The organism is Photobacterium sp. HL06 (assembly GCF_059552575.1).
This window is the reverse complement of the sequence record NZ_CM183914.1, coordinates 1,443,830-1,468,048: the sequence shown is the minus strand read 5'-3', so window position 1 is coordinate 1,468,048 and position 24,219 is coordinate 1,443,830. Positions and strand designations below refer to the sequence as shown.

The following is a 24,219-nucleotide window of genomic DNA, read 5'->3' as shown; positions in this document are numbered from 1 at the left end:
ATGAGTGACAGTTTTCAGAAAGCTCTTGGAATCAAAGCTATTTGCGTCAAAAGGTTCGGACACTACAACGTCTCTGTGTCTAACATTCCATGACGAATTGCAAGGTGGGTCAGCTCTACATCGCCATTAATGTCCAATTTGTTGAACAGACGATAGCGGTAGCTGTTAACCGTTTTAGGGCTTAAATTCAGCTGCTCCGAAATTTCGGTGACTTTCTGGCCTTTGGTGATCATCATCATGATCTGCAATTCTCGCTCAGAAAGATCTTTAAAAGGATTCTCAGAATCTGGTGCAAACTGGCTTAGTGCCATTTGTTGTGCAATTTCAGGGGAAATATAGCGTTGGCCACTATTGACCATGCGGATCGCGTTAACCATCTCATCCGGACCTGCCCCTTTGGTCAGGTAACCTGCCGCCCCCGCTTGCATGACTTTCGTCGGGAACGGGTTCTCTGTATGAATAGTTAAAACGATAATTTTGACATCGGGATTAAAGCGTAAAATTTTTCGCGTCGCTTCAAGTCCACCGATCCCAGGCATATTCATATCCATAAGAATGATGTCCGCATGCTCTGCACGGCACCATTTTACGGCTTCCTCACCACTGTCGGCTTCCCCTACCACTTTAATACCACGGACATCTTCAAGAAGACGTCGGATCCCTGTGCGAACCAGTTCGTGATCATCTACAAGGAATACATTAATCAAGCTGTATCTCCAATATGATTTGGCTCTGCACCCAGCCGGAATTGGCGGGATTGCTATTACTGATCTTACCCAATTTTACCTTAACTTGAAATCTGAACTAACACTGTTTCTGTGTATCAGCGCAAAATTTCTCTTCAAGTTATCGCTTGACAAAACTGGCTCTAATGCTGTTTTTGCATGCTTCAAAAAAAAACGTGCCGCACAGCAGTATTTACCATATATACAAAAAAATAAAGTATAAAATTCAATATATCCAGATGCTTATCTGTTAAACAGAAAAAATGACTCACAGCAACCGTACTGATAGTGCACTTAATAGTAAATTTTCACACCCATCCTTCACTGTTACGTACTTAACCCAAATCATCTTGAGTAATTCTCAAACAAATAGTGATTTTTTCCTTGGTTGTCTATGAGTTACAAAAAGGCGATATTAAAAAAACCTGTATAGCTACTCAGCCACGAATGACTAGTTACTGGTACAATTTTAGCTTAAAGTGCCTAGTAAAAAGTTCACATACCCCTGTCGATTAGCACCGAAAAACATAATATGTCTCACTTTTGCGATTTGGCTGTCACGTTAACTGTACATTGCCCGTTGAGGCACCTCATGACAAGTAGCATAAAATCTCAATATCAGGCTTATTAGGACTAATGTCTTTCAGCATCAGTAAGTTACAGAAACCTATGGTTCAAACATCTGCTAAACGTTTAATATTTAGACGTCTAGATGTAAAGCTTTCCTTTCTGAACTCGCTTCAGGTATGATTGCCACCGCTTATGTCTACCCACATAACCGCTCTTGCTCAAAACGGATATTTGAACGCAGGCCCCAAACACACTTAGGTGTGTTTTTTTGTTCCTGTTGATTCGCATTGCGGCTGTCTGCTTCTAGCAAGCTTTTCAGGTGGGCATGACGATGAAAATACCCATTAAGAGTAAATTGAAGGTTATGTCATGAATCTTTCTGCCAAGACTGTGGTTCTTATTGCCATCGGTGCTGCCCTATATGGCATAGGTGGGTTACCTATGTTCGGTATCCCTGTCTTTGCTAACACCACGCTGAAACCAGCAATGGCAGTATTAGCCCTATTCAGTGTGCTATTTGGCCCTTTGGTGGGCTTTCTGGTTGGCTTTATCGGCCACTGGGTAACGGATCTGTTTGCAGGCTGGGGGGTGTGGATCACCTGGGTACTTGGCTCAGGGATTGTGGGGATGCTGATTGGCCTCTATCCAAAAATTACCAAAGCGCGCCTGGAAAAAGGCCAACTATCCAAACTGGATTTTACCCTATTTGTCTTACTTGCTTTCATCGGCAATGTGCTCGGTTACGGCTGCTCGGCATTTCTTGACGCCGTCCTTTATGCAGAACCATTTACCAAGGTACTGGCTCAGCTTACGATTATTGCCGCTGGCAACACACTTCTCATCGCCATCGTCGGCCACTTCATTCTTACTGCCGTTGCCAAGCGAAAACAGCAAAGCTACAACCTGAAAGAGGCTTATTAAAGCATGACAATTGAGTTTTCTAATTTCACGTTCAAATATTGGGCGTTAGAAAAACCGACCCTCAAGGATATCAACCTGACAATCGAAAAGGGTGAAAAGGTTGTCATCATCGGCCCGAGCGGAAGTGGCAAGTCGACCCTTGGCCAATGCTTAAACGGGCTTATCCCATTTGCAGTCAAAGGTGATATCTCTGGCAGCCTGTCAATCAACGGGCATAACACCAAAAATATGGACCTCCACCAGTGCACTAATATGGTCGGCACTGTTCTGCAAGATACTGACGGCCAGTTCGTCGGCCTAAGCATTGGCGAGGACATCGCTTTTGCCCTAGAGAACCAGGTTGTCGAACAAGACGAAATGCACAGCATCGTCAAACAGACAGCAGAAATGGTTGATTTGGATGATATGCTTCACCTGTCTCCGTTCGATCTCAGCGGCGGACAGAAACAGCGGGTATCGCTGGCTGGGGTTATGGTAGATGATGTTGATATCCTGCTGTTTGATGAGCCTCTGGCGAGCCTTGACCCGAAAACCGGCAAGGCAACGATTGAAATTATCGATCAGCTGCACCGGGATACCGGTAAAACTGTCATCATTATCGAGCACCGCCTCGAAGATGTGCTCCACCGCAATGTCGATCGAGTTATCCTGATGGAGCGCGGTGAAGTTGTCGCTAATATGACACCAGACCAGCTATTGGCCAGCCCACTTCTATCTCAGCACGGTATCCGTGAGCCTCTCTACCTTTCAGCACTCAAAGCGGCAGGCTGTGAGGTAACAGCTGCCGATAAACCGGCCTACCTGTCGACGTTAGCGCTTGATAATTTCAAACCCCAGCTGCTCAATTGGTATCAGCAAGGTGAGGCAGCAACCAAGCCTGAATCGGACCAACCTCTACTTACGGTCAATAACCTGAGCTACTCTTACGACGGCCAGCGTATGACTCTAGATGATGTCAGCTTCACGGTTAATAAAGGAGAGTTTGCGTCAATCCTGGGTAAGAATGGTTCCGGCAAGTCGACAATAACCCGCCTTATCATGGGCGTGCTTGATCCCGACAGCGGCAATATCGAATTTAACGGTCGCGATCTTAACGAGTGCTCTATTTTCGAACGCAGCCAGAACATCGGGATAGTTCTGCAAAATCCAAATCATATGATTTCCCATCACATGATTTTCGATGAAGTGGCCTCGGGGCTTCGTAACCGCGGCGTACCGGAACAAGTGGTCGAGAAAAAGGTTATTGAAGTACTAGAGCTTTGCGGCCTGGGCAAATACCGCCACTGGCCAATTGAAGCTTTGAGCTACGGCCAGAAAAAGCGGGTTACCATCGCCACAATCCTGGTGCTTGAACCAGAGCTACTGATCCTTGATGAGCCAACAGCCGGCCAGGACTACCATCACTACACCGCCATGATGAGCTTCATCCGCGAGTTAAACCAGAAGCTGGGGATCACTATCCTGATCATCTCTCATGATATGCACCTGGTTCTGGAGTATACCGACCGCGCTATTGTCATTGCCGATAGCCAGTTGCTGGCCGACCAGCCGGTCAACACCATTTTCAGCCAGCCAGAGCTACTGGAAAAAGCCAACCTAACGGTAACCAGCCTGTATACCATGGCTAAAGAATTAGGTATCGAACGAATCGACAACTTTATCCGTTGCTTCATTGACCATGAGGCAAATAAAACCGCATGAAAACAAATAAAATAAAATTCGGAATCAGCTATGCCAATACTGGTTCCCCTTTGCACGCGCTAAACGGTATCACCAAGTTCATCTTATTTATGGGCTGGGTGACCATGGTGTTGATCACTTTTGACCTACGGGTAATTTGTGGCCTGATCCTGGTTGGTTTTAGCCTGCTGAAACTCAGCCGAGTTCCTTTTGCGACCTACAAGCCGCTGATGATCGGTACTGCATCCGTATTGCTAATGAATGCCCTGTTCATGTTCCTGATTGCCCCGCAGCAGGGCGTTGAATACATGGGCAGCGAAACGGTACTGCTCGCAATGGCAGGAAATTACGCCATTACCACTGAAACCTTGTTCTACCTGCTGACAGTGACGCTGAAATATTTCAGCATGTTCCCGATTGCCTTGGTTTTCGTCTTTACAACCCATCCCACCGAGTTTTCAGCCAGCCTGAACAAACTTGGGGTACCGTACCGCATTGCCTACGCTGTCAGCCTGACCCTGCGCTACCTGCCGGAAGTGACCAAAGACTTCGTGAACATTATGCATGCCCAGCAAGCTCGCGGGGTCGATATTTCCAAGAATGCCCCCGTGCTGACACGCATCAAAAATGTCGCCAAAATCCTTGGCCCGCTGATTTTCTCAAGCCTTGATCGCGCCGATGTGATTTCCAATGCCATGACATTACGTGGCTTTGGCCGCAACAAAAAACGATCATGGTATAGCCTCAAACCGATGACAAAAAGTGATTTCATGGTGCTCGCTATTATTGCCTTGGTACTGGTTCTAGGCTTTATAAACCGCTACCAGTCCAGGCAATTATTCTGGTATCCGTTCTAAAAATCACTGAGAAAACAGACTCTATCAAAAGCCGCATATTGCGGCTTTTTTTCAAAACCATCCCGTCACACTAAAGTAAAATCCACCACATACACCAGAGTTAATGGTGACTTCCACCAGCGAAAACTCACAAGACAACATATCAACTCACCACTGAATACCACAACAGCCTAAAGCAATGATCTTGTCCGTCCAAAAAGTTGCATACAATTAGAGGTGAAATATAAAACAATATAAACCATTGATTACAAATGAATAAAACACCATCAGCACAACCAAATGTTGCAGGTTTGTGATAAAAAAGTTGACCAAAGAGTCAACAAAGGCCAATATTGACTCAAAGGTCAATTAATCACAACCGAGAACAGGAGGTCCCTTGATTAAGTTCTTACTCAACCAGGAAGTGCGTGAGGAAGACCAGATCTCACCGAATATGACGGTGTTAAACTACTTACGTACTCATGTAAAAAAGACAGGAACCAAGGAAGGTTGTGGTTCTGGAGATTGTGGTGCTTGTACCGTCGTACTCGGAGAGTTAGTTGATGGAAAACTACAGTACCGTTCAGTCAACTCGTGCCTGACTTTCGTTTCAGCTTTGCATGGCAAACAACTTATCACCGTTGAAGACTTGCAACCAAATGGCAACTCGCTGCATCCCGTCCAGCAGGCGGTCGTGGATTTTCACGGCTCGCAGTGTGGCTACTGTACTCCAGGCTTTATCATGTCCATGTTTGCCCTGGGCAAAAACAAGCCTAATGCCAACAAGGAAGAAATCTTCGAATCACTGGCAGGCAACCTGTGCCGTTGCACAGGGTATCGTCCCATTGTCGATGCCGCCCTATCACTAAGTACTGAAAAGCCTTTATTGGATCAGTTCGCCGAGCTGGAACAAGCAACAATTAGCAAACTAACCCAGCTCAGCGATCAGCCAGCGACGCTAACCCATGACAACCGTTACAGCTTTTCACCCACATCAACTGATGAGCTCGCTACGCTATTGCTCACTCACCCTGATGCACGACTCGTTGCTGGCGGAACCGATCTCGCCTTGGAAGTCACTCAGTTTCACCGTCCGATTGATAAACTGATCAACCTCGGCTTAGTCAGTGACATGAAAATCCTTCGCGAAACGGACAACACTATTGAAGTCGGTGCCAACTTACCGATTAGTGATAGCTACCAGGCAGTCAGCAAACACTACCCGGATTTCGGCGAACTACTGCATCGTTTTGCCTCATTGCAGGTACGTAACCAAGGCACCCTTGGCGGTAATATTGGTAACGCCTCCCCTATCGGCGATGCCCCACCATTATTGATAGCTCTTGATGCACAGCTAGTACTGCGCAAGGGCAATGAGCACCGCACCATTGCACTGGAAGATTACTTCATTAGTTATAAGGTAACGGCGCAGCAACCTTCCGAGTTTATCGAAAAGATCATCATTCCCAAGCCATCAGCCCACAAAGAATTTCGCGCCTACAAGCTGTCCAAGCGTTTGGATGACGATATTTCAGCAGTCTGCGGAGCATTCAACATCGAGCTTGATAACGGCAAAGTTACTGATGCCCGCATTGCCTTTGGTGGGATGGCTGCCACGCCGAAACGTGCAACTGCCTGCGAAGAAGCATTAATAGGTAAAACCTGGTCAATCACCACGGTAAAAGCCGCAATGCAAGCCCTAGAGCAGGACTTCGAACCTCTCAGTGATTTCCGGGCCAGCAAAGAGTACCGCACACTAACAGCAGCCAACATGCTGCATCGCTTTTTCATCGAACAACAAAATACCAATGGCCAAATCGAAACAAGGGTGACCTCATATGTCTAATCACAATCATCAGGCGATGACCCACGAGGAGATGGTCGCACTGGTAAAGAAAGATCTGAAAACCGGTGTCGGAAAGAGCGTGAAACATGACAGCGCCGGTAAACAAGTCACAGGTGAAGCGGTATATATCGATGATCGGCTGGAGTTTCCAAATCAGCTTCATGTCTACGCCCGCTTAAGTACTCAGGCCCATGCCAAGATCACCAAACTTGATGTTACTCCATGCTACGAATTCGACGGTGTGGCAATAGCTATTACCAGCAAGGATATTCCGGGCCAGCTTGATATCGGCGCGATCCTTCCGGGCGACCCTCTGCTCGCTGACGGCAAAGTAGAATATTACGGCCAGCCTGTCATTGCTGTTGCTGCCAACGATCTTGATACTGCCCGCAAAGCCGCCCAGGCAGCAATTATCGAATATGAACCACTGCCAGCCGTATTGGATGTCAAAGAAGCATTAGCCAAAAAACACTTTGTAACCGAAAGCCACCAGCAAAAACGAGGGGACTCTGCAGCAGCCCTGAAAAAAGCCAAGCATGTTCTGGAAGGCGACATTCATATTGGTGGCCAGGAACACTTCTACCTGGAAACCCAGGTAAGCAGTGTGATGCCGACTGAAGATGGCGGAGTGATTGTCTATACCTCCACCCAAAACCCGACGGAAGTCCAGAAGCTGGTTAGCGAAGTGCTGGGTGTGCCAATGCACAAAGTTGTTATCGACATGCGTCGTATGGGCGGAGGCTTTGGCGGCAAGGAAACACAGGCAGCAGCTCCAGCTTGCTTATCCGCAGTCATTGCCACCTTAACTGGCCGCCCCACCAAAATGCGCTTATATCGCAATGAAGATATGACCATGACGGGTAAACGGCATCCTTTTTACAACCAATATAAAGTGGGTTTTGATGACAACGGCCGGATCCAGGGGATCGATATTACCGTTGCCGGTAACTGCGGTTACTCGCCGGATCTCTCCAGCTCAATTGTTGATCGGGCAATGTTTCACTCAGATAATGCCTACTACCTGGGTGATGCCACCGTCACTGGCCACCGTTGTAAAACCAATACCGCTTCGAATACCGCCTACCGTGGCTTTGGTGGCCCGCAGGGCATGATGACTATTGAACACATCATGGATGAAATTGCGCTGTACCTGAAAAAAGATCCACTTGAAGTCAGAAAGCATAATTACTACGGCCATGATGATCGCAATGTCACCCACTACTACCAAACCGTAGAAGACAACTTCATCCACGAGATCACCGAACAGCTCGAAGCCAGCAGCGACTACCATCAACGCCGCAAAGAGATCGCTGAATACAACAAAACCAGCCCGATATTGAAAAAAGGCCTGGCGATCACCCCTGTTAAGTTTGGGATCTCCTTTACCGCCACCTTCCTAAACCAAGCGGGTGCGCTGATCCATATCTACACCGATGGCAGTATCCACCTTAATCATGGTGGTACGGAAATGGGCCAGGGGCTCAATACCAAAGTCGCCCAAATTGTGGCGCAGGAGTTCCAGGTCGATATTGACCGAATTCAAATCACCGCGACCAATACTGACAAAGTGCCGAATACCTCGCCGACAGCAGCATCGTCAGGCGCGGACCTAAACGGTAAAGCTGCCCAAAACGCAGCGCAAATCCTCAAGCAGCGTCTGGTTGATTTCGCAGCCTCGCACTTCAAGGTCGACAAGGAAGAAATCGTCTTCAAAAATGGCATCGTCCAGGTCCGCGATCAGTTCATACCGTTCGAAGAGCTTGTCCAACAAGCGTATTTCAACCAGGTATCACTGTCGAGTACCGGCTTCTACCGCACACCAAAAATTTACTACGACCATCAAAAAGCACGAGGCCGTCCATTTTATTATTACGCCTATGGTGCATCATGTTCCGAGGTGGTCATCGATACACTTACCGGCGAATACAAGATCTTACGTGCTGATATTCTTCATGATGTAGGCGCTTCCCTCAATCCAGCCATTGATATCGGCCAGGTTGAAGGCGGATTCATTCAGGGTGTTGGATGGCTAACCACCGAGGAGCTGGTCTGGAATGAGCAAGGCCGTTTGATGACCAACGGCCCGGCAAGTTACAAGATCCCGGCCATTGCCGATATGCCAATTGACTTCCGCACTCACCTGCTGGAAAACCGTAGCAACCCGGAAGATACCGTGTTCAATTCCAAAGCAGTGGGCGAACCCCCATTCATGCTGGGGATGTCAGTCTGGAGCGCGCTCAGAGATGCCATTGCCTCTGTTGCCATCGATGGTGCGATCCCGAAGCTAGATACGCCGGCCACGCCAGAGCGCGTACTGTGGGCAGTCAATGCAGTTCAGCAACCGCAATCGGATGATAAAACCCAAGAGAACCCTGCAGAGGCTATAACGAACGATATCAAATAGAAGCCCTTTTTTAAGATAACAACCGCCAAGGAGTATGACATGTTTAACGATAACTGGATTCATGAGCTGGCCAAGCTAGATGAGAACGGCGAAGCCTGCGTCATGGTAACGGTACTGGCTGACAAAGGTTCCGTCCCTAGAGATGCTGGAACCAAAATGCTAGTCACCCGTAACAACATTATTGCGACCATTGGCGGTGGTCATCTTGAACACAAGGCAGTAAAAATGGCACGAGAAATGCTGCTAATTGGTGACAGGCACACCAAAGTTGAGCACTTCAACTTGGGTGCCCGGCTTGGTCAGTGTTGTGGTGGTATGGCAACGCTCAGTTTCGAGCCTATCGGCCAGCAGCAAAACCATCTAGTACTGTTTGGGGCAGGCCATGTTGCCAAAGCCCTGCTCCATATTGTTGCAACCCTGCCCTTCCGTGTGACATGGGTAGACGAGCGGGAAAATGAATTCCCTGACGAGTTGCCGACTGGCGTAAAAAAACTGGTCTCCGATGATCCCGTTGCAGAAGTCAAGGATATGCCAGCTAACAGCTACTATCTGGTCATGACCCATAACCACCAGTTAGATTTTGACCTCGCTAAAGCCATTCTCAACAGAAATGATACGGCTTATTTCGGCATGATAGGTTCTTTGACCAAAAGGAAGAAGTTCGATTACCGATTAACAGAGCGCGGCTACAGTCAAGAAACGATCGAGCGAATGGTCTGCCCGATCGGTATCAATGCCGTAAAAGGAAAACATCCGGCAGAAATTGCGGTCTCGGTAGCCGGTGAGTTGATTGCCCATTACCAGGGTGAGCCGCTGGAACAAAAGCGCCCGGCCAGATCGAGTGCCGCAGAGCCAGAAAATCAGGCAAGCAACACTATCGCCTGAGCGATAAAGGAATAGCACAATGACAACGGACAAAATCGCGTATCGCGCATCAATATTGCACAGTATTGCCGATCCTAAAGATGTCGGCCTGGAAGATAGCTACCAGTATTTTGACGATGGCATGATCGTGGTTGAAAACGGTCATATCTCAGATATTGGCGATGCTCAGGACGTATTGGCTCGTCAACCTAACAGCATTGAAGTTAACGTCTTTGAAAATAAGCTCATCACTTCAGGATTTATTGATACCCACATTCATTATCCGCAGACGGGAATGATTGCCTCCTATGGTGAGCAGCTGCTCGACTGGTTGGAAAATTATACCTTCCCAGAAGAACTGCGATTCAAAAACCCAACTTATGCCAAGAAAGTGGCCACGCTATTTTTAGATGAGCTGGCCAGCAACGGGACGACAACAGCATTAGTCTTCGGGACGGTGCATAAAGAGTCCGTCGAGGTGTTCTTTGAGGAAGCCGAGAAGCGCAAGCTGAGGATGATTGCCGGCAAGGTCCTGATGGACAGAAATGCCCCTGACTACCTCACCGATACGCCTGAGTCAGGCTATTTAGATTCCAAAGAGCTTATCGAGCGCTGGCATAACCGCGGCCGCCTGCTCTATGCCGTCACCCCACGCTTTGCGCCAACCAGCACCGATGCTCAGCTGGAAACAGTCGGCAAGCTGCTGAAGGAATACCCGGATGTATTCATGCATACCCACTTGTCCGAAAACAAAAAGGAAATCGAATGGGTGATGGAGCTGTTCCCGGATCGCGACAACTACCTCGATGTCTACGATCACTTCGGCATGTTGCATGAACGGTCGGTATTTGCCCATGGCATCCACCTGTCGGATTGTGAATGCCAGCGCTTGTCCGATACCGGCTCGGCAATTTCATTCTGTCCCACCTCCAATCTATTCCTCGGATCCGGATTGTTTAACCTGCCTAAGTTGGAGAAATTCAACATCAATGTCGGTATGGGGACCGATGTCGGCGCAGGAACCAGCTTCTCGCTGCTTCAGACTATGAGCGAAGCCTATAAAATCATGCAGCTACAACAAGAAAAGCTGCATCCGCTGAAATCTTTATTTCTGGCTACCCTAGGTGGCGCTAAAGCGCTACGTCTGGATGACAAAATTGGTAACCTCGAAATAGGCAAAGAGGCTGACTTCGTCGTCCTTGATCTGCATGCAACCCAGCTAATGCGCTTCCGTATGAACCAAGCAACCACACTGGACGAAAAGCTATTTGTGTTGATGAGCCTGGGCGATGACAGAACCGTCAGCCAGACCTATATCTACGGTGAAAAGGCTTACGATATCAATGGTGAAGAGCCAAGAAATAAGATAGCCGTTTAACCTAATTATCTGGCTGCCCGGCAGCCAGCCACCCTAACCATGAGCACTGTACTTATGTCCAATAACAAGAATACCCAAACTCGCGTGGCCACCGTATTGCAGCGCATGAGTGAAATGGTCAGCAAAGACGCTAGGTACGCCGATATTTTTACTGGCGAATTGAATACCATGCTAGAGCAAATCAAACAGCAAGGTGGGTTCGGCGAGCATGCCGAATACGATCCGCGCGGCGACGGACGAGACGGCACATTCAGCCTAGATTTTGTCTCTGGCATTGATGACGACTGCCCGCATGGAACACCGACCACCCATGACTGCGAGTTACGCATCCAGCACGGTGTCTGTGCGGGGTGCGGACGCCAGACTATTTATCCTAAATAGACATTACCGTATCTGCTAGGATCTGGTAGTCCTTCAAAACAGCCTACGTTATTTCATGCCTGCCGATTTAGAAGCAGGCATGTTTATTATCATCATGATTACTATCACCTAGACATTATGTTGCGTTCACATTTAAAATAACGCTCAATTCATAAAAACACTCATAAAAAATCTTTTCAGCAAGTCATCATTAATTAACACACAAAGAATTAATACAACCACCTCCAAGTTACTTACTAACTCTTAACGCAGTGAATTTAATCTCTAATTTCATGCAATAACAGAAGGCGCACGTATATAACCAGTCACATAACCACTAGTCTCACACCTAATTACAAAGTCATGTAATTACATCATTTCAATTCAAAGTCACACCTTGCTCACAATATTTCCCTGGAACAATTTAATACCTTCACCTAGCTTTACAGTGCTGTCGGTTAAACTAGTGATAGTCACATGCTGTATACCTATCCATGCAATGGTTTATCTGTATTTACATTAACTTCATTAAGTTAAACCATGAAACGTAGTTTGTTTGTAATTCAGGGTTAACTGCAAACTCACAAGGAAATTATGCATGTCTAATAACAAAGATTTATTTGGCCAGGTTTATCAACAACTCAGTACTCAACTCGGTATAAAATACCTACAAATGAATGGAACACCGAAAAACTTTGCTTGGAATGTAGCCCCGACCGGTCAAATTGATCCCGAAGCCTACCTAATGTTAAGTGCTATGCCTAACTGGTCTCCTATCGGTCAGTTTCTCCCCACCACAACCCGCTTCTTTGATGCATACAGCAAGATATTCGATCATGTGACTTTTGAGGCCAGCCCTGAGCAGCAGCAGGCCCTGCAAAACGCGAAAGATCAGGTAACAGAAGCGAACAATGCACTCAACAAAGTCAACTCAGATTGTAACCAGGCTTACCTCACTGCCAAGCAAAACGGTGGTATTGTCTTTGCAGCCAAATATCCTGATGTGGCGACTTGGGTTAAAGAATCCCCTGAAGCCGAAGTCTATGCCAAGGAGAGCAAGGCTGCAGCCGAAACAGCGAAAAAAGCAATTGACTTCGAGCAGCAGCTGGCCAATTCATTGATGCCGGAAACGCTTCAAAACGCAAGAAATGCCTGCAAAATGCCTGATAGCGATCCTGCAACTTCCACGGCCCCTAGAGGCTGGGTCAAAGTTCCCGATGGCAGCGGTATACTGCGCTGGCAACCTGACTTTATAGTCGGAACAAGTGGTAGCGACTGGCGCAACCAACTGTCCAGTGGCAGTCAGGGAGCCTTTACTATTACGGTTGATTCTGGCGAGAGCAATTCCACGTTGAACAAATCATGGGCAGGTGGCAGCGCAGGCTATGATGCATTCTTCTGGGGGGTTCATGGCAGTGGTGGTTGGCAGAAACTCGACATTAGCAGCAATGACTCAAGCCTGAAGGCTGTCATTAAAGTTCAAAGCAGCACCTTGGTAGACGTCCAGCCCGGAGCTTGGTACGACGGTGGTTTCCTCAATGAGCTTGCCAAGGCAAAACAAGGGCCATCCGGTCAAGGTTTCACTATAACCAGCCCTTGGGTAGCCAACGGCCCGGAAGGTAGCAGTTCATTATTTGGCCAGCATGGCATCCTGACTACAGGCGTTGTACAGCTACTGGTCGCCTACAAACCTAGCTTCGAAGTCACCATGAGTGAAGAAACCTACCAGCGCAACTACGAGAAGTTCAACGGTGGCGGTGGTTTCCGTATCGGTCCATTTAGTTTTGGCGGTGACGGTGGCCACGAAAGCGATTATGTTCACAGCACTTCAGGCAAAAACACCTTCAAGGGCGAGAGCACTTCAGAGAACCCGGTTATTTTGGGTGTAGTGGTCAGCTTCCCTGGCGGCGTTGAACCCAATGTCAATATATCGGCCAAAAATAAAGATCCAATTACGGCCTAATTAACCCCAATAAAAGGGCTGTTGATATGGCAGCCCTTTTATGACTATTTTATTTATTACCTTCAGGGGCGAAATTTATTTTGCAAACAAATTCCGCCAACACACAGCTGATTCACTACATAATACTAGTGATCATCACACTAACTATATTGGTTATCATGGCGCATTTAAGTATCAAATATACTGCCGATAACAAATCTATTCCCGTTTTTCAGGAGCAGATTTTAGTACCAAATAAAGCATGGAGCTGGAATATATCAGGCTCAGGCACCCTTCCCCGAAATATGGTCAACTTTTGCGATACGCTCCCACAGTCCTGTCAAGGTGCCGAAAATTTCTATTTCCGTTCAGAAAGGCTGTTTGACAGCTATACCCTGCTGCTCGATTTGCTGGACAATAGCTTCGTACCGCAAGAGTTACTCATTGAAGCCAAAAGAATGACGCAAAGGCCAGCATACTCACCAACCAGCGATAATATCGCACCACTTGGCTGGGCTAAAATAAACGATGGCGCTGAGATAATACGCTGGACACCCACTTACAGTATTAGTACCTGGCCCAAACAATGGCTAGCAACGATTACCGAAGGTAGCAATCCCCAAACAATCCGTTTTCCTATTCCCACTAATACACCTTTGACATTGCATTTTATAGCACCAGATAGTGAGTACTCAAGCTTGCCACTGGCTCATCGAAAAAATTACCTGGAGATATCGGCCAAAGCATGGGGAAGAATTAAAGTCACACCTGGCGCTTGGTTTAACAGTAGCCTGCTTACCCTGATCAAAGAGCAAAAGCCTAGCCTGAAAGGCGGATATAACCTTGATACTTTTTTTGGCCCACAAGGGCTTCTAAACTGCCGTATATCGGAATTACTGGTTGCCTACCAACCAAGCACTCAATTAAGTGCCAGCAAAAACTTTGTTCAAAGTAACGACAACCAATTAACACACGGATCTCAATTCCGTCTCGGCCCCGTCGAATTTACCAATGCGAGCAAGCAGAAGGCTACAACCAATAGTGATCAATCAACATACACACTGAGCTCTGAATCGGAGCAAGCCATTATAGTCGCTGTGAATGTCGCTCCTATTTAATACCGGGCTAATCTTGCCTGACGACAGGCATGAACGGGTTAGTACTTGTGGTAATTGCAGAGCATGTGGAAACTTACAAGGAGTTAATCATGTCCAAATTAATCCTGTCATTAGATGGCGGTGGTATACGCGGTGCCGCCACTGCACAGTTTCTCAATCATATCGAAAACCAACTCAACACCAACCATCAAACCTCTATCCGAGACTGTGCTGATTTCTATGCCGGAACTAGCACCGGCAGTATCATCGCCCTGGCTCTTGCAACAACTCAGTTATCGGTCAGTGACATCAACCAACTCTACAACTACCAAAACGCAAAGAAGATCTTTACCGAGAATAAAGGGTTATTCGAGATCGACGGAATAAACGCCCCTAAATACGAAGCATCAGGAAAAACCAAGGTTCTAAAGACTAATTTCGGCAGCGCCAAAATCAGCGATGTCCCCGCAGACAAGCACATTTTGGTCGTCACTTATGGGGTAGAAAAACGCAAACCCGTGATTATCAAATCAACTGATCCCACGTTTCAAAATACCCAATCCTACATGGCAGCCGACGCATCCAGTGCGGCACCCACTTATTTCCCGACCAAAGAGTTCAACACCTCAGCATCAAGCATAGAATCCTGGCTCATTGATGGCGGTGTTACAGCCAACAATCCGACAATGTGCGCATTGGCCGAAGCCAAGAAAGTCTGGACTAACACCTCAATTGACCAAATGCGGGTTTTATCTGTCGGAACCGGCTATCGTACCCGTAAGATAAACGGCCCGGATTCACGTAAATGGGGGGCATTGCAATGGTTTGCCAAAGGGCATATTCTCGACATACTCAGCGACGAACGCGTCGTTGCGTATCAGGCAATGAGCATCACCAAACCGGGCAGTTATATTCGCGTTAACGCCGAATTGAAATCACAACCTGGCTTCCCCCAGGCTCCGGACGATGCAATGGATGATATCAGCCAGCAAAACATCCAGCGGTTAAGAAAACTAGGGGATTTTTGGTTTAAGCAATATGGCAATGATGTGGTTGCATTACTGTTGAATAACTACCAAGGGCCCTCACTGGATCGGATCGACGCAGACACAGGCCTGCCTATTTCATAACAGTGAACCATATAGCAAAAAATCAGGCCCAAGCACTGCTTGGGCCTGATACTAGGAACGCTCAGGTTAAGCCCGAGAAATCACAATTCGGACATCAATGACGTGTCACACGCATATTCACCAAGTCCACAGCGTTAACAATCCCATCCATTCCTCCTGCATAAATATACGTTGCATTAGAAGTCAGATAACTCATGTTATAGTAATCCGTGAGTTCAAACCGATATGCTTTGCCCACTTCCAAATTTACGGTTACCGGGGTTGAATATCGCAGGCCCTGCTGTTCGCCGATATGACCCATTTGCAGGAGCCCCCCTCCGACTTTTTCGCCTACTTCATTACTTACTGTCAGCACCTTCACCGCATTGGTGATACCAGTGTTTAGCTGGCCTTGGTTGTTGCTATACAGAGCACTGAACTCATAGTCACCTGAGCTCTCTACCGTAAAGCTCTCCTTGCTGCCGACCATACCTGTTATGCCTTCCAGGGTGACGACGTCAGCCCCCTCTTTTAGCTGCTGGTATTTACCATCAAACAGCAGATCCTGCTTCTTACCGGCACACACCGGGCGGCTCGGATTTGAGCGGTGGCCAACAGTGTTTACTGTTTCTGCGGTATAGCAAGCGAACTGACCGGTTGGCAAGGCGTCATCAAACTGCACACCATCAACCAGCGATTTGACCAGCACATTATTTCGATACAGATTGATCTTGTGCTCGCCCTTATTCTGCACATCGATCTTCACTTGCCCATTGCTATAATCGGCACTGAGTACAGGCTCTTGCGGAGAGTAAACTTTGTTATCACCCGCCGCATACGGCTTCACATCAGCAATAACCTTGATAGTCTGATCACTCTCGATTAAGTCCCCAAGTGTGACAGTATAGTTATTGTCTTTCTTTTTAACCGAAGCAATATCGTAATACCCTTCCTGGTTTTCCGACAACGCTGGCAGCTTGACAGTAACGGTATAGTTCTGGCCCTTGAAACTGAAATTCTCAAGCCGGATCTCATCACTGTTTCTGAATGTCGTATTACGAAGCCAGCCAGTAATAAACGGCTCTATGCGTAGCTCTCCTGATGCCGTATCAATACCAAATACCTGCTCTATCACCATGCTAAGGTACCCACCTACCGACCACAGTTGGCGCTGTGAGTTAATCACAGGGCCATCCAGTGATGCATCCTGGCCATAGTCACTATGGAGCAACTGAGACTTGCCGGATAACCACTCAAGGTTCTCCATATTTGACAGGTTGGTTGCCGTGCCGCGGATCAACGACTGGTAGGCGTTATTGGCTGCAGCCACATTTTTAGTCTGATTGGCAGCCCTCAGGCTATACGCTGTTACGAACGGCCAAATAGCACGGTTATGGTAAACAGGGATCCCGGGCTGCTGCGGAAAATAGACCGGGACACCAAATTGTGAGTGCGGATAATTCTGCATAATTTGTTTGGCTTGCTCATCCGTGGCAATGCCACTAGTAATGGCCAGCGCCTCGCCCAACATATCAAACTTATCTATTTGAAGATCACCACGGTTATTAAACAAATAACTGACATACATACCGCTCGCCGGATCCCAGAAATGTTGGTTTATCGCCGTTTTGAGATCGGCTGCCCACTGCTTATACCGGACAGCAGCAGTGGAATCGACCCCCTCCGCCAGTTTGGCCGCCAGCGACAGTGCCCGATAATGTGCCACATTGGTCGAAAGAGACTTACTAGTACCAATGACATTGACATCGTCATGGCTCCAACTTGAATAGGTCTGATCACGCCAGTCAAGGAAGGACTGCTCGCCACGATACAGGCCGGAAACAGTATCAAATGCAGCCTGGCGATCAGCTTCGACGGTATTTTTAACTGCGCTATAGGTACGCTTCGCAAATTGATCGTACTCCTCGCCCGACAGAACAGATAGCAAGCGTTCAGCACCCAACGCCCAAGTTACGCGGTCAGTACTAATTGGCCAGCTTCCGCCAGTACCGGTATCCTGGATGATCTGCTCACCGTCATATTGCAACCCCGTTTCTTCCCTAAAGCCAGAGAGCTTAAACTCGAGACCGTTTCTCACCCGTTGCGGATTCAGCATGGCCAGGGACAGATCGGCAGCATAGGCCAGATCGCGAGTCCAAACGTAATGCCATTTGGCACCTGTTTCAAATACCTCAGCGGCAATCGGCTGGTTGTGATTATAACTACCATCACGGATCTCAGACACTGCCAGCTGATCCAGCTCTTGCAGTGATAGGGCAAACAGAGAATCGAATGCCACATCTCCCGTCACCACCTTCGGGCTACCGGCCAACTCGTTAACATACAACCCTTGGTCCAGCGCATCACGCAAATCTGCTGTGGTCGAAATACCGAACTCTCTCAATGGTGCCTTTTGGTCTTTCACCGAGAAAGTGACAGTCTCTTTCGAGGCATCAAAATTATCAAATTGCACATTGGCTTTTTGCTGGTGGCCTTCATGCACAAGCTCGGGATCGGTGATGGCATCCTGATAATAGGCCTGTGCTTCTTCCTGACTCGCCTCTGTTATTACCATTTCGACACTAGCAGTATCGGCTATCGTCACACTGAACTTGTAGTAGCCTTTTGCCGGGAAAGTGATTACCGAGTTACAGTCTGCGTTCATACAAGGGGTTTTATCTTCAGGCTTTGGAAAATAACTATTCACATTGCCTATGGCAGCTGGAGACTGGTAGTTTGTGTATTCGATCTGCCAGCTCTCATCCGCAATCTTGAACGAGTTGGTACCTCTTGCAACCCGCAATACGGTTTCATACTTATTCTGCCCCTGATAAATCAGACGGGCATGAGATGCCGTGCCCCAGTTGCCATTTAGCCCCCGCAGGTAAAGAGCTTCTTTGATCAGAGGAATATCATCATTTTTCTCGGGTGTAATGGGCGTATCGGGTTTTACCGGCACCTCCCTGGCAACAGGAACCGAGTTGTCAGACTGGCACCCTATCAAGCCTAACGTTGCAGCTACGGCAATCGCAAGTATGGTTGGTTTCATTTTCAATTCTCTTTCGTCTTAAGGTCAGCTGACAAAATTCTGAACCTCTCAACATCAAAATAAAAATTGATGTCAGACACCAAGGTATAGATAAAACCTATATTGCTTGTTTTAAAGGTGACCCTAATCAATAGATTAGCCAGATGGGTATTGATATGAAATTATCAAAATGTGATGCTGATAAAAAACTTAGTCACGGTGTGGCTCAGAATAATATCAATAGGAATCCATCAACCATGGACAAATTACTTCAGCAGTTTTTACTCGTTGCCCGCCTGCAAAGTGTCAGTGCAGCTGCTCAAAAGGCGGGATTAAGCCAGCCAACCGTCACCAGTAACCTCAAGAAGCTGGAGCAAAATTTAGGGGTTAGCTTATTCGAACGCAAAGCGAGCGGTATGGTCATGACAGAGTTTGGCCAAATCCTGTATGAGCACAGCTCTCGCATGCAACATGAATTCCAGCAGATGATGAACCGTATCAATGAACGAAAACAATGCCTGTCCGGAAAAATTCGGATCGGTACTGGTGATGCGTGGTGGACACTTTTTGTTAAAGATGCCCTTCACCAGCAACGCCTACACTTTCCATCTGCATCAGTTCAGGTTGAACTCGGTAACCATTTATCGCTGATGGAGTCATTGATCAACGATCAAATCGAATTCTTTATTGGTCATGAGATCATTGGGCTGTCATCAAAATACAATGTCAACTTCACTCCACTGTTGCAAACCCATGATGCCTTTTTCGTCAACCCTGACCATCCGCTGTTGGCTCAAGTTGCCACCGAGGCGATGCTGGAAAACTACCCTTCCATTACCGTAACCTATGACTCAAGCAAGTTCAGCCACATCATCGACGACCCAATGCCCAAGTGGGTTGAAAGCCACAAGCAAAAATTGGATGAGCGCACTGTTTATGAGGTCGATTCATTACTCGCCAGTATTGATATGGCCTTAGAAACTTGTGCCGTCATGCCCTACCCTAATGTAATGACTGACTACCTGAGCCGTTTCGGGCTCAAACCGCTCGCCATGGACAAACCCGCTTTTCGTGGCACCGTCGGCATATACTGCCTGGCACAAGAGTTGTCAGATGAACATAACCAGTTGCTAAGCCTCATCAAGACATTCGCTTCTGATCGCCTTTGCCACAGGCAGTAACCTATCACTCAGTAACCATATCGCTATCGCTGCACTTGTTAGCCTCTCAACAGAAATGAGAAGTATTATAATTATTGTCTATTTTAAGCTGTTCGCCCTTTTTCCTCTCTTGCTCAAGCATTTTCACAATCAGCTACCCACAGTTGAAAATCAGCGCCTATGATTAAATCTGGCAAAAATAATATTTATATGTGCCACTTATGGAGGAAGTATTATGCAAGGCAAGACCCAAGTGCTCAGCTACTTGAACCAGGTACTTACCATAGAACTAACGTCGATTAATCAGTATTTTTTGCACGCCAGGATGTTCAAAAACTGGGGGCTGGATGAGCTGAATGAGAAAGAATATAAAAAATCAATCAAAGATATGAAGCAAGCTGATGATCTGATTGAACGTATTCTTTTTCTTGAGGGTTTACCCAACCTGCAGCATTTAGAAAAACTGCGTATCGGCGAAGATGCCGAAGAGATGCTCCAGTGTGATCTGGTATTGGAGATGGAACAACTGGCACTACTACGTGAAGCTATCGCATTTTGTGAAACCGAAGCCGATTTTGTCAGCCGTGAGCTGCTGGAAGATATCCTTGCTTACGAAGAAGAATATGTCGACTGGATTGAAACCCAACAAGAACTGATCCGCAATATTGGCATTGAAAATTATCTCCAATCTCAGATGTAGGAAATAGGTGACGCATATGAAAGGTAATACCAAAATAATCAACACGCTTAATTCTTTATTAGCTGGTGAGCTCACCGCCATGGATCAGTATTTTATCCATTCCCGAATGTATCAGGATTGGGGATTGGAGAAGCTTTATGAACGTATTGATCACGAATTTGATGATGAAAAAGGCCATGCATCCCGTTTGATTGAACGTATTTTATTCTTGGAAGGCACGCCCGATCTAACCAAACGTGAAGATCTCATGATCGGCAAAGATGTGCCTGAAATGCTGAATAATGACCTTCAGCTGGAGTACTCGGTAGACAAGGCGCTTAAAGCCGCGATCAAAATCTGTGAAGATGAGCAAGACTACCAATCACGTGAGATCCTCGAAGTAATGCTGGCCGATACTGAGGAAGACCACGCCTATTGGCTTGAAAAGCAATTAGGGTTAATCAAGAAAGTGGGGTTGCAAAATTACCTCCAGTCACAAATGGGATGACTGGAAAAAAACCAGCCGGGGGAGAGTTACTCCCCCGAGTGATTTGATGTTACTGAAACTTACCAGTGACTTCTGACGATGTTGCTTGTTGCCATCGCTTGCTTGAGCAATGTGTAGCCTATTGCACTTTGAATTGACCGACAATTCCCCGCAATGTTAGCGCTAAGTTGGCAAGCTCCTTACTCGACTCAACCGTCTGTTCAGCATCAACCGCACTTTGTTGGGAAATCTTATTAACGCTAACCACATTTTGGTTAATCTGCTCGGTTGTTACGCTCTGTTCTTCTGAAGCGTTGGCACTCTGCGCATTCATATCATTAATTTTGGCAATAACCTCAGAAATGACATTAAACGCATCGCCAGACTTCCCGGCCTCTACAACACTGGATTTCACAAAGCCGTTGCTCTTTTCCATTCTTGTAACAACATCTCGGGTACCCTGCTGCAAGCCTTCAATCAACTCCTGAATTTCAGTGGTTGAATCTTGGGTACGCTTGGCAAGCCCACGTACTTCATCAGCAACAACTGCAAAGCCGCGCCCCTGATCCCCCGCACGAGCTGCCTCAATGGCTGCATTTAAGGCCAGTAGATTAGTCTGATCAGCAATTCCCCTGATGACATCAAGGATGCCACCAATATTGTCAGCTTCCTGCTCCAGCTGACCTAGTCGGGTCGAGGTTTGGGAAATTTCACCTTCCAGCTTATTGATGCTTTCAATTGTACCCTGAACCACCGCAATTCCCGTTTGTGCCTCACTATGGGCCTCATTGGCAAACTGAGCAGCATGAACCGCATTTTGCGCAACTTCCTGCACTGAGATAGACATCTGGTTCATTGCAACAGCCACTTGGTCAGTCATATGCTGTTGTTCTTGGGCACCTTTGCTGGTGCTGGATGTAATTGAGGTCAATTGATCAGAAGCGCTTCCGAGCTGTTCGCTTGCACTGGCCATGTTGCCAATGATCCTTTTCAGGCTATCTGATGTAGTCTGCAACGCGTTTATCAAGGTGCCAACTTCGTTACTCCCACCTTGTTCTAATTGAATGGTCAGATCCCCTTTAGCTAATTGTTCAGCAGCATCAACAGCACGGCCAATAGGCCCTGTAATGCTGTTAGAGATCAGTATTCCAGATCCGAAAGCCATAATAAGCGTTACTAATCCACCCACCATAATCACCATAATGGCTAGGGAAGAAGCTTCCTCTGACGCAACTTTCCTCTGTTGCATTAATTCATTTTCAACACCGACAATAGTAGCGACTTTTTCACGTAAACCATCCATATAGGCTTTGCCATTTTTATGAGATAGCTCGAGATAAAGATCATCCATCATATTGAACTGATTTGCTTTTCGAACAAGAACAATCGCTCTTTCAGCATAATTGTTGACCCACTCATTCACATTTCGGGCAAGTTCAGTTCCACGAATTGTGGGTAACAGTTTTGCAAGACTCTCTCGTCCTCCCTTATAGGGTTCCAAAAAAGCTTCTTGTCGATTGAGCATAAACCCGCGTAGCCCGGTTTCCATATTGATCATGGCGGCAAGAATGTCATCGCCAACATAACCGAATTCACCGTTGGTGATTTCGGCACGTAGCCCATCCATTTTCTGTTTACCCATACCAGAAGCAATCAACGTCTTAAGCGCTTGATTGGACTTTTCCCCTTCGCGGATATTTTTTCTTAGGGTAATAATTCTCTCTGCATAGGCTTGCCAGCCAGCAGCATCTTTTGCAACGTCATCAAATCGCTTCTGTTGAACAGGGTTGTCACTAGTAAGGTGTTTAACTGTCTTTAAATGCAACTGAAACTTATCTTTACCCGCAATGTAAGGTTCCAGGTAATCATCTTGGCCACCTATTGCGAAACCTCGTAACCCTGTTTCCTGATCAACCATGGCATTAACCAGCCCATTGGAATTATCAATAACTTTATAGGTGTGTTCTACCATTTTGGATGTCGATTCCATAGTATTAATGGAATTCAAAACCACTAAAAAAAGGATAATGAGAATGGTTGCTGTTATGCAGTTACCAAGCAGTAGCTTATTTCGTATCGACATGTTTGATATATTCATATAATCACCTAACCTTCTTGGTGTGGATTAATTCAATAAGAGCAATAAACTAGAATTTTGGTTGGTGAACCCGTTTTTTAAGACTCTGACTCACCTTAAAAAACGGCGCGGTTAATGCTAATATCCGAATTATCACTAAAAGCCTAAAAACATTCAGTAACTATTCAAATAGCAAGCAACACCTACCCTGCAGCATGTCTGCCTATTCCATCTAGAGTGCTACAAATTTAATTTTGATTTTGCAGAGTAAAAAATAAACCACCGATAGGTTATTTTTTACACTGACTGATAAGTCATTAACTACCAGTTGTTTATTATCTCCACGACTATTGAACCAATGAAGGGCTCTTTATTAAATAACGTAAGCACATGCTAACACAAAAAACACATACCACTAAAGTGGTAGTCATCACAAAGAGGTGAGTAATTGATATTTGATATTTGATATTTGATATTTGATATTTGATATACAAATCGAAGAATTACCGATACCAAGTAGCAAGGCCTCACAAGTTCTCGCCATATAAATAAATTTGGGCATCATTGACCGGTAATGCAGACAACACAAACTGTGGTCTGATCAGCTGCTATGGATAGTTTTCTAATTAGAGTGATTATTCCAAGTATTGATATTGGCCATTAAGTATAGCAACGCCAAACAATTGGCATTGGGACGGCGAAAAGTTCAAGATATTGACTTAGAAAAAACAGACTGTAATTGTGACGCGCCATGAGTATGGCTTTACCGTGAATGCTAAATAAGTGGATTGCGCTAAAAATATAATTATTTTAACACAAAAGCACCCCCCACTATTTACATAGTGCAATTTATTATCTTACCTATTCACAAAGAGCAATATTTACACCTAATAAATTAAGGGTAACAAATTCTATCCTTTTCTATCTTAGAGAAACCAGCTGGTGCCATTAGATGCCCCCTCCAATCGCTATCAATAGCATGGTGTTATCAATGCGTCGGGCCAAAGATTATAGTCATCATATCCCCCTCAACATAACCGAAACACCAATCACTCC

General features: G+C 46.5%; 17 protein-coding genes. 14 read left to right on the top strand and 3 right to left on the bottom strand.

Annotated elements, in window-relative coordinates:
* Nucleotides 1-62: 62 nt before the first annotated feature.
* Nucleotides 63-707 carry a UvrY/SirA/GacA family response regulator transcription factor gene (gene uvrY / locus AC51G0_RS06980; protein WP_075766377.1) on the bottom strand — a complete coding sequence of 215 codons (645 nt, stop codon included), beginning with the start codon at nucleotides 705-707 and terminating at the stop codon, nucleotides 63-65.
* Between the two features lie 957 nt (nucleotides 708-1,664).
* Here uvrY and AC51G0_RS06975 point away from each other — a divergent pair.
* From AC51G0_RS06975 to AC51G0_RS06925, 11 genes are all read left to right on the top strand, one after another.
* Entirely contained in the window at nucleotides 1,665-2,216 is a 552-nt protein-coding gene (locus tag AC51G0_RS06975; RefSeq protein ID WP_496301335.1) for an ECF-type riboflavin transporter substrate-binding protein, read from the top strand.
* A gap of 3 nt (nucleotides 2,217-2,219) precedes the next feature.
* Nucleotides 2,220-3,917 (top strand): ABC transporter ATP-binding protein, encoded by a 1,698-nt coding sequence (locus tag AC51G0_RS06970; RefSeq protein ID WP_496301334.1) that lies wholly within the window; start codon nucleotides 2,220-2,222, stop codon nucleotides 3,915-3,917.
* Nucleotides 3,914-4,753, top strand: a complete 840-nt coding sequence (locus AC51G0_RS06965; RefSeq protein WP_496301333.1) for an energy-coupling factor transporter transmembrane component T family protein — start codon at nucleotides 3,914-3,916, stop codon at nucleotides 4,751-4,753. Before AC51G0_RS06970 ends, AC51G0_RS06965 begins: the two co-directional genes overlap by 4 nt.
* Nucleotides 4,754-5,186: 433 nt before the next feature.
* On the top strand, nucleotides 5,187-6,578 hold the full coding sequence (gene xdhA, locus AC51G0_RS06960; protein ID WP_496301890.1) for a xanthine dehydrogenase small subunit: 1,392 nt from the start codon (nucleotides 5,187-5,189) through the stop codon (nucleotides 6,576-6,578).
* Nucleotides 6,571-8,982, top strand: a complete 2,412-nt coding sequence (gene xdhB, locus AC51G0_RS06955; RefSeq protein ID WP_496301332.1) for a xanthine dehydrogenase molybdopterin binding subunit — start codon at nucleotides 6,571-6,573, stop codon at nucleotides 8,980-8,982. The genes xdhA and xdhB overlap by 8 nt, the downstream gene beginning before the upstream one ends.
* Before the next feature lie 39 nt (nucleotides 8,983-9,021).
* Entirely contained in the window at nucleotides 9,022-9,867 is an 846-nt protein-coding gene (gene xdhC, locus AC51G0_RS06950) for a xanthine dehydrogenase accessory protein XdhC (protein ID WP_496301331.1), read from the top strand.
* Nucleotides 9,868-9,886: 19 nt separating this feature from the next.
* Entirely contained in the window at nucleotides 9,887-11,224 is a 1,338-nt protein-coding gene (gene guaD / locus AC51G0_RS06945) for a guanine deaminase (RefSeq protein ID WP_496301330.1), read from the top strand.
* A 54-nt stretch (nucleotides 11,225-11,278) separates the two neighbouring features.
* Nucleotides 11,279-11,605, top strand: coding sequence for a hypothetical protein (locus AC51G0_RS06940; RefSeq protein ID WP_496301329.1), 327 nt, complete (start codon nucleotides 11,279-11,281; stop codon nucleotides 11,603-11,605).
* A gap of 577 nt (nucleotides 11,606-12,182) precedes the next feature.
* Nucleotides 12,183-13,547, top strand: a complete 1,365-nt coding sequence (locus AC51G0_RS06935; RefSeq protein ID WP_496301328.1) for a hypothetical protein — start codon at nucleotides 12,183-12,185, stop codon at nucleotides 13,545-13,547.
* Nucleotides 13,548-13,705: 158 nt separating this feature from the next.
* Complete coding sequence (locus tag AC51G0_RS06930) at nucleotides 13,706-14,644, top strand: hypothetical protein (RefSeq protein WP_496301327.1); 939 nt, start codon at nucleotides 13,706-13,708, stop codon at nucleotides 14,642-14,644.
* A gap of 89 nt (nucleotides 14,645-14,733) precedes the next feature.
* Nucleotides 14,734-15,753, top strand: a complete 1,020-nt coding sequence (locus AC51G0_RS06925) for a patatin-like phospholipase family protein (protein ID WP_496301325.1) — start codon at nucleotides 14,734-14,736, stop codon at nucleotides 15,751-15,753.
* A 94-nt stretch (nucleotides 15,754-15,847) separates the two neighbouring features.
* On the opposite strand, the gene AC51G0_RS06920 is transcribed toward AC51G0_RS06925, so the two are convergent.
* Complete coding sequence (locus AC51G0_RS06920) at nucleotides 15,848-18,781, bottom strand: alpha-L-rhamnosidase-related protein (protein ID WP_496301324.1); 2,934 nt, start codon at nucleotides 18,779-18,781, stop codon at nucleotides 15,848-15,850.
* A 236-nt stretch (nucleotides 18,782-19,017) separates the two neighbouring features.
* On the opposite strand from AC51G0_RS06920, the gene AC51G0_RS06915 reads away from it, so the two are divergent.
* The 3 genes from AC51G0_RS06915 to bfr (AC51G0_RS06905) all read left to right on the top strand — a co-directional run bounded on the left by AC51G0_RS06915 (nucleotide 19,018) and on the right by bfr (AC51G0_RS06905) (nucleotide 21,107).
* Nucleotides 19,018-19,941, top strand: a complete 924-nt coding sequence (locus tag AC51G0_RS06915) for a LysR family transcriptional regulator (protein ID WP_496301323.1) — start codon at nucleotides 19,018-19,020, stop codon at nucleotides 19,939-19,941.
* A gap of 214 nt (nucleotides 19,942-20,155) precedes the next feature.
* The gene (bfr, locus tag AC51G0_RS06910) at nucleotides 20,156-20,620 is read left to right on the top strand and encodes a bacterioferritin (RefSeq protein ID WP_496301322.1); all 465 of its coding nucleotides are present in this window, start codon (nucleotides 20,156-20,158) and stop codon (nucleotides 20,618-20,620) included.
* Between the two features lie 16 nt (nucleotides 20,621-20,636).
* The gene (gene bfr, locus AC51G0_RS06905) at nucleotides 20,637-21,107 is read left to right on the top strand and encodes a bacterioferritin (protein WP_496301321.1); all 471 of its coding nucleotides are present in this window, start codon (nucleotides 20,637-20,639) and stop codon (nucleotides 21,105-21,107) included.
* A 118-nt stretch (nucleotides 21,108-21,225) separates the two neighbouring features.
* Here the strand turns inward: bfr (AC51G0_RS06905) and AC51G0_RS06900 are convergent, their stop codons facing one another.
* A complete protein-coding gene (locus AC51G0_RS06900) occupies nucleotides 21,226-23,184 on the bottom strand; it encodes a CHASE3 domain-containing protein (protein ID WP_496301320.1) in 1,959 nt (652 codons plus the stop codon).
* Nucleotides 23,185-24,219 lie beyond the last annotated feature (1,035 nt).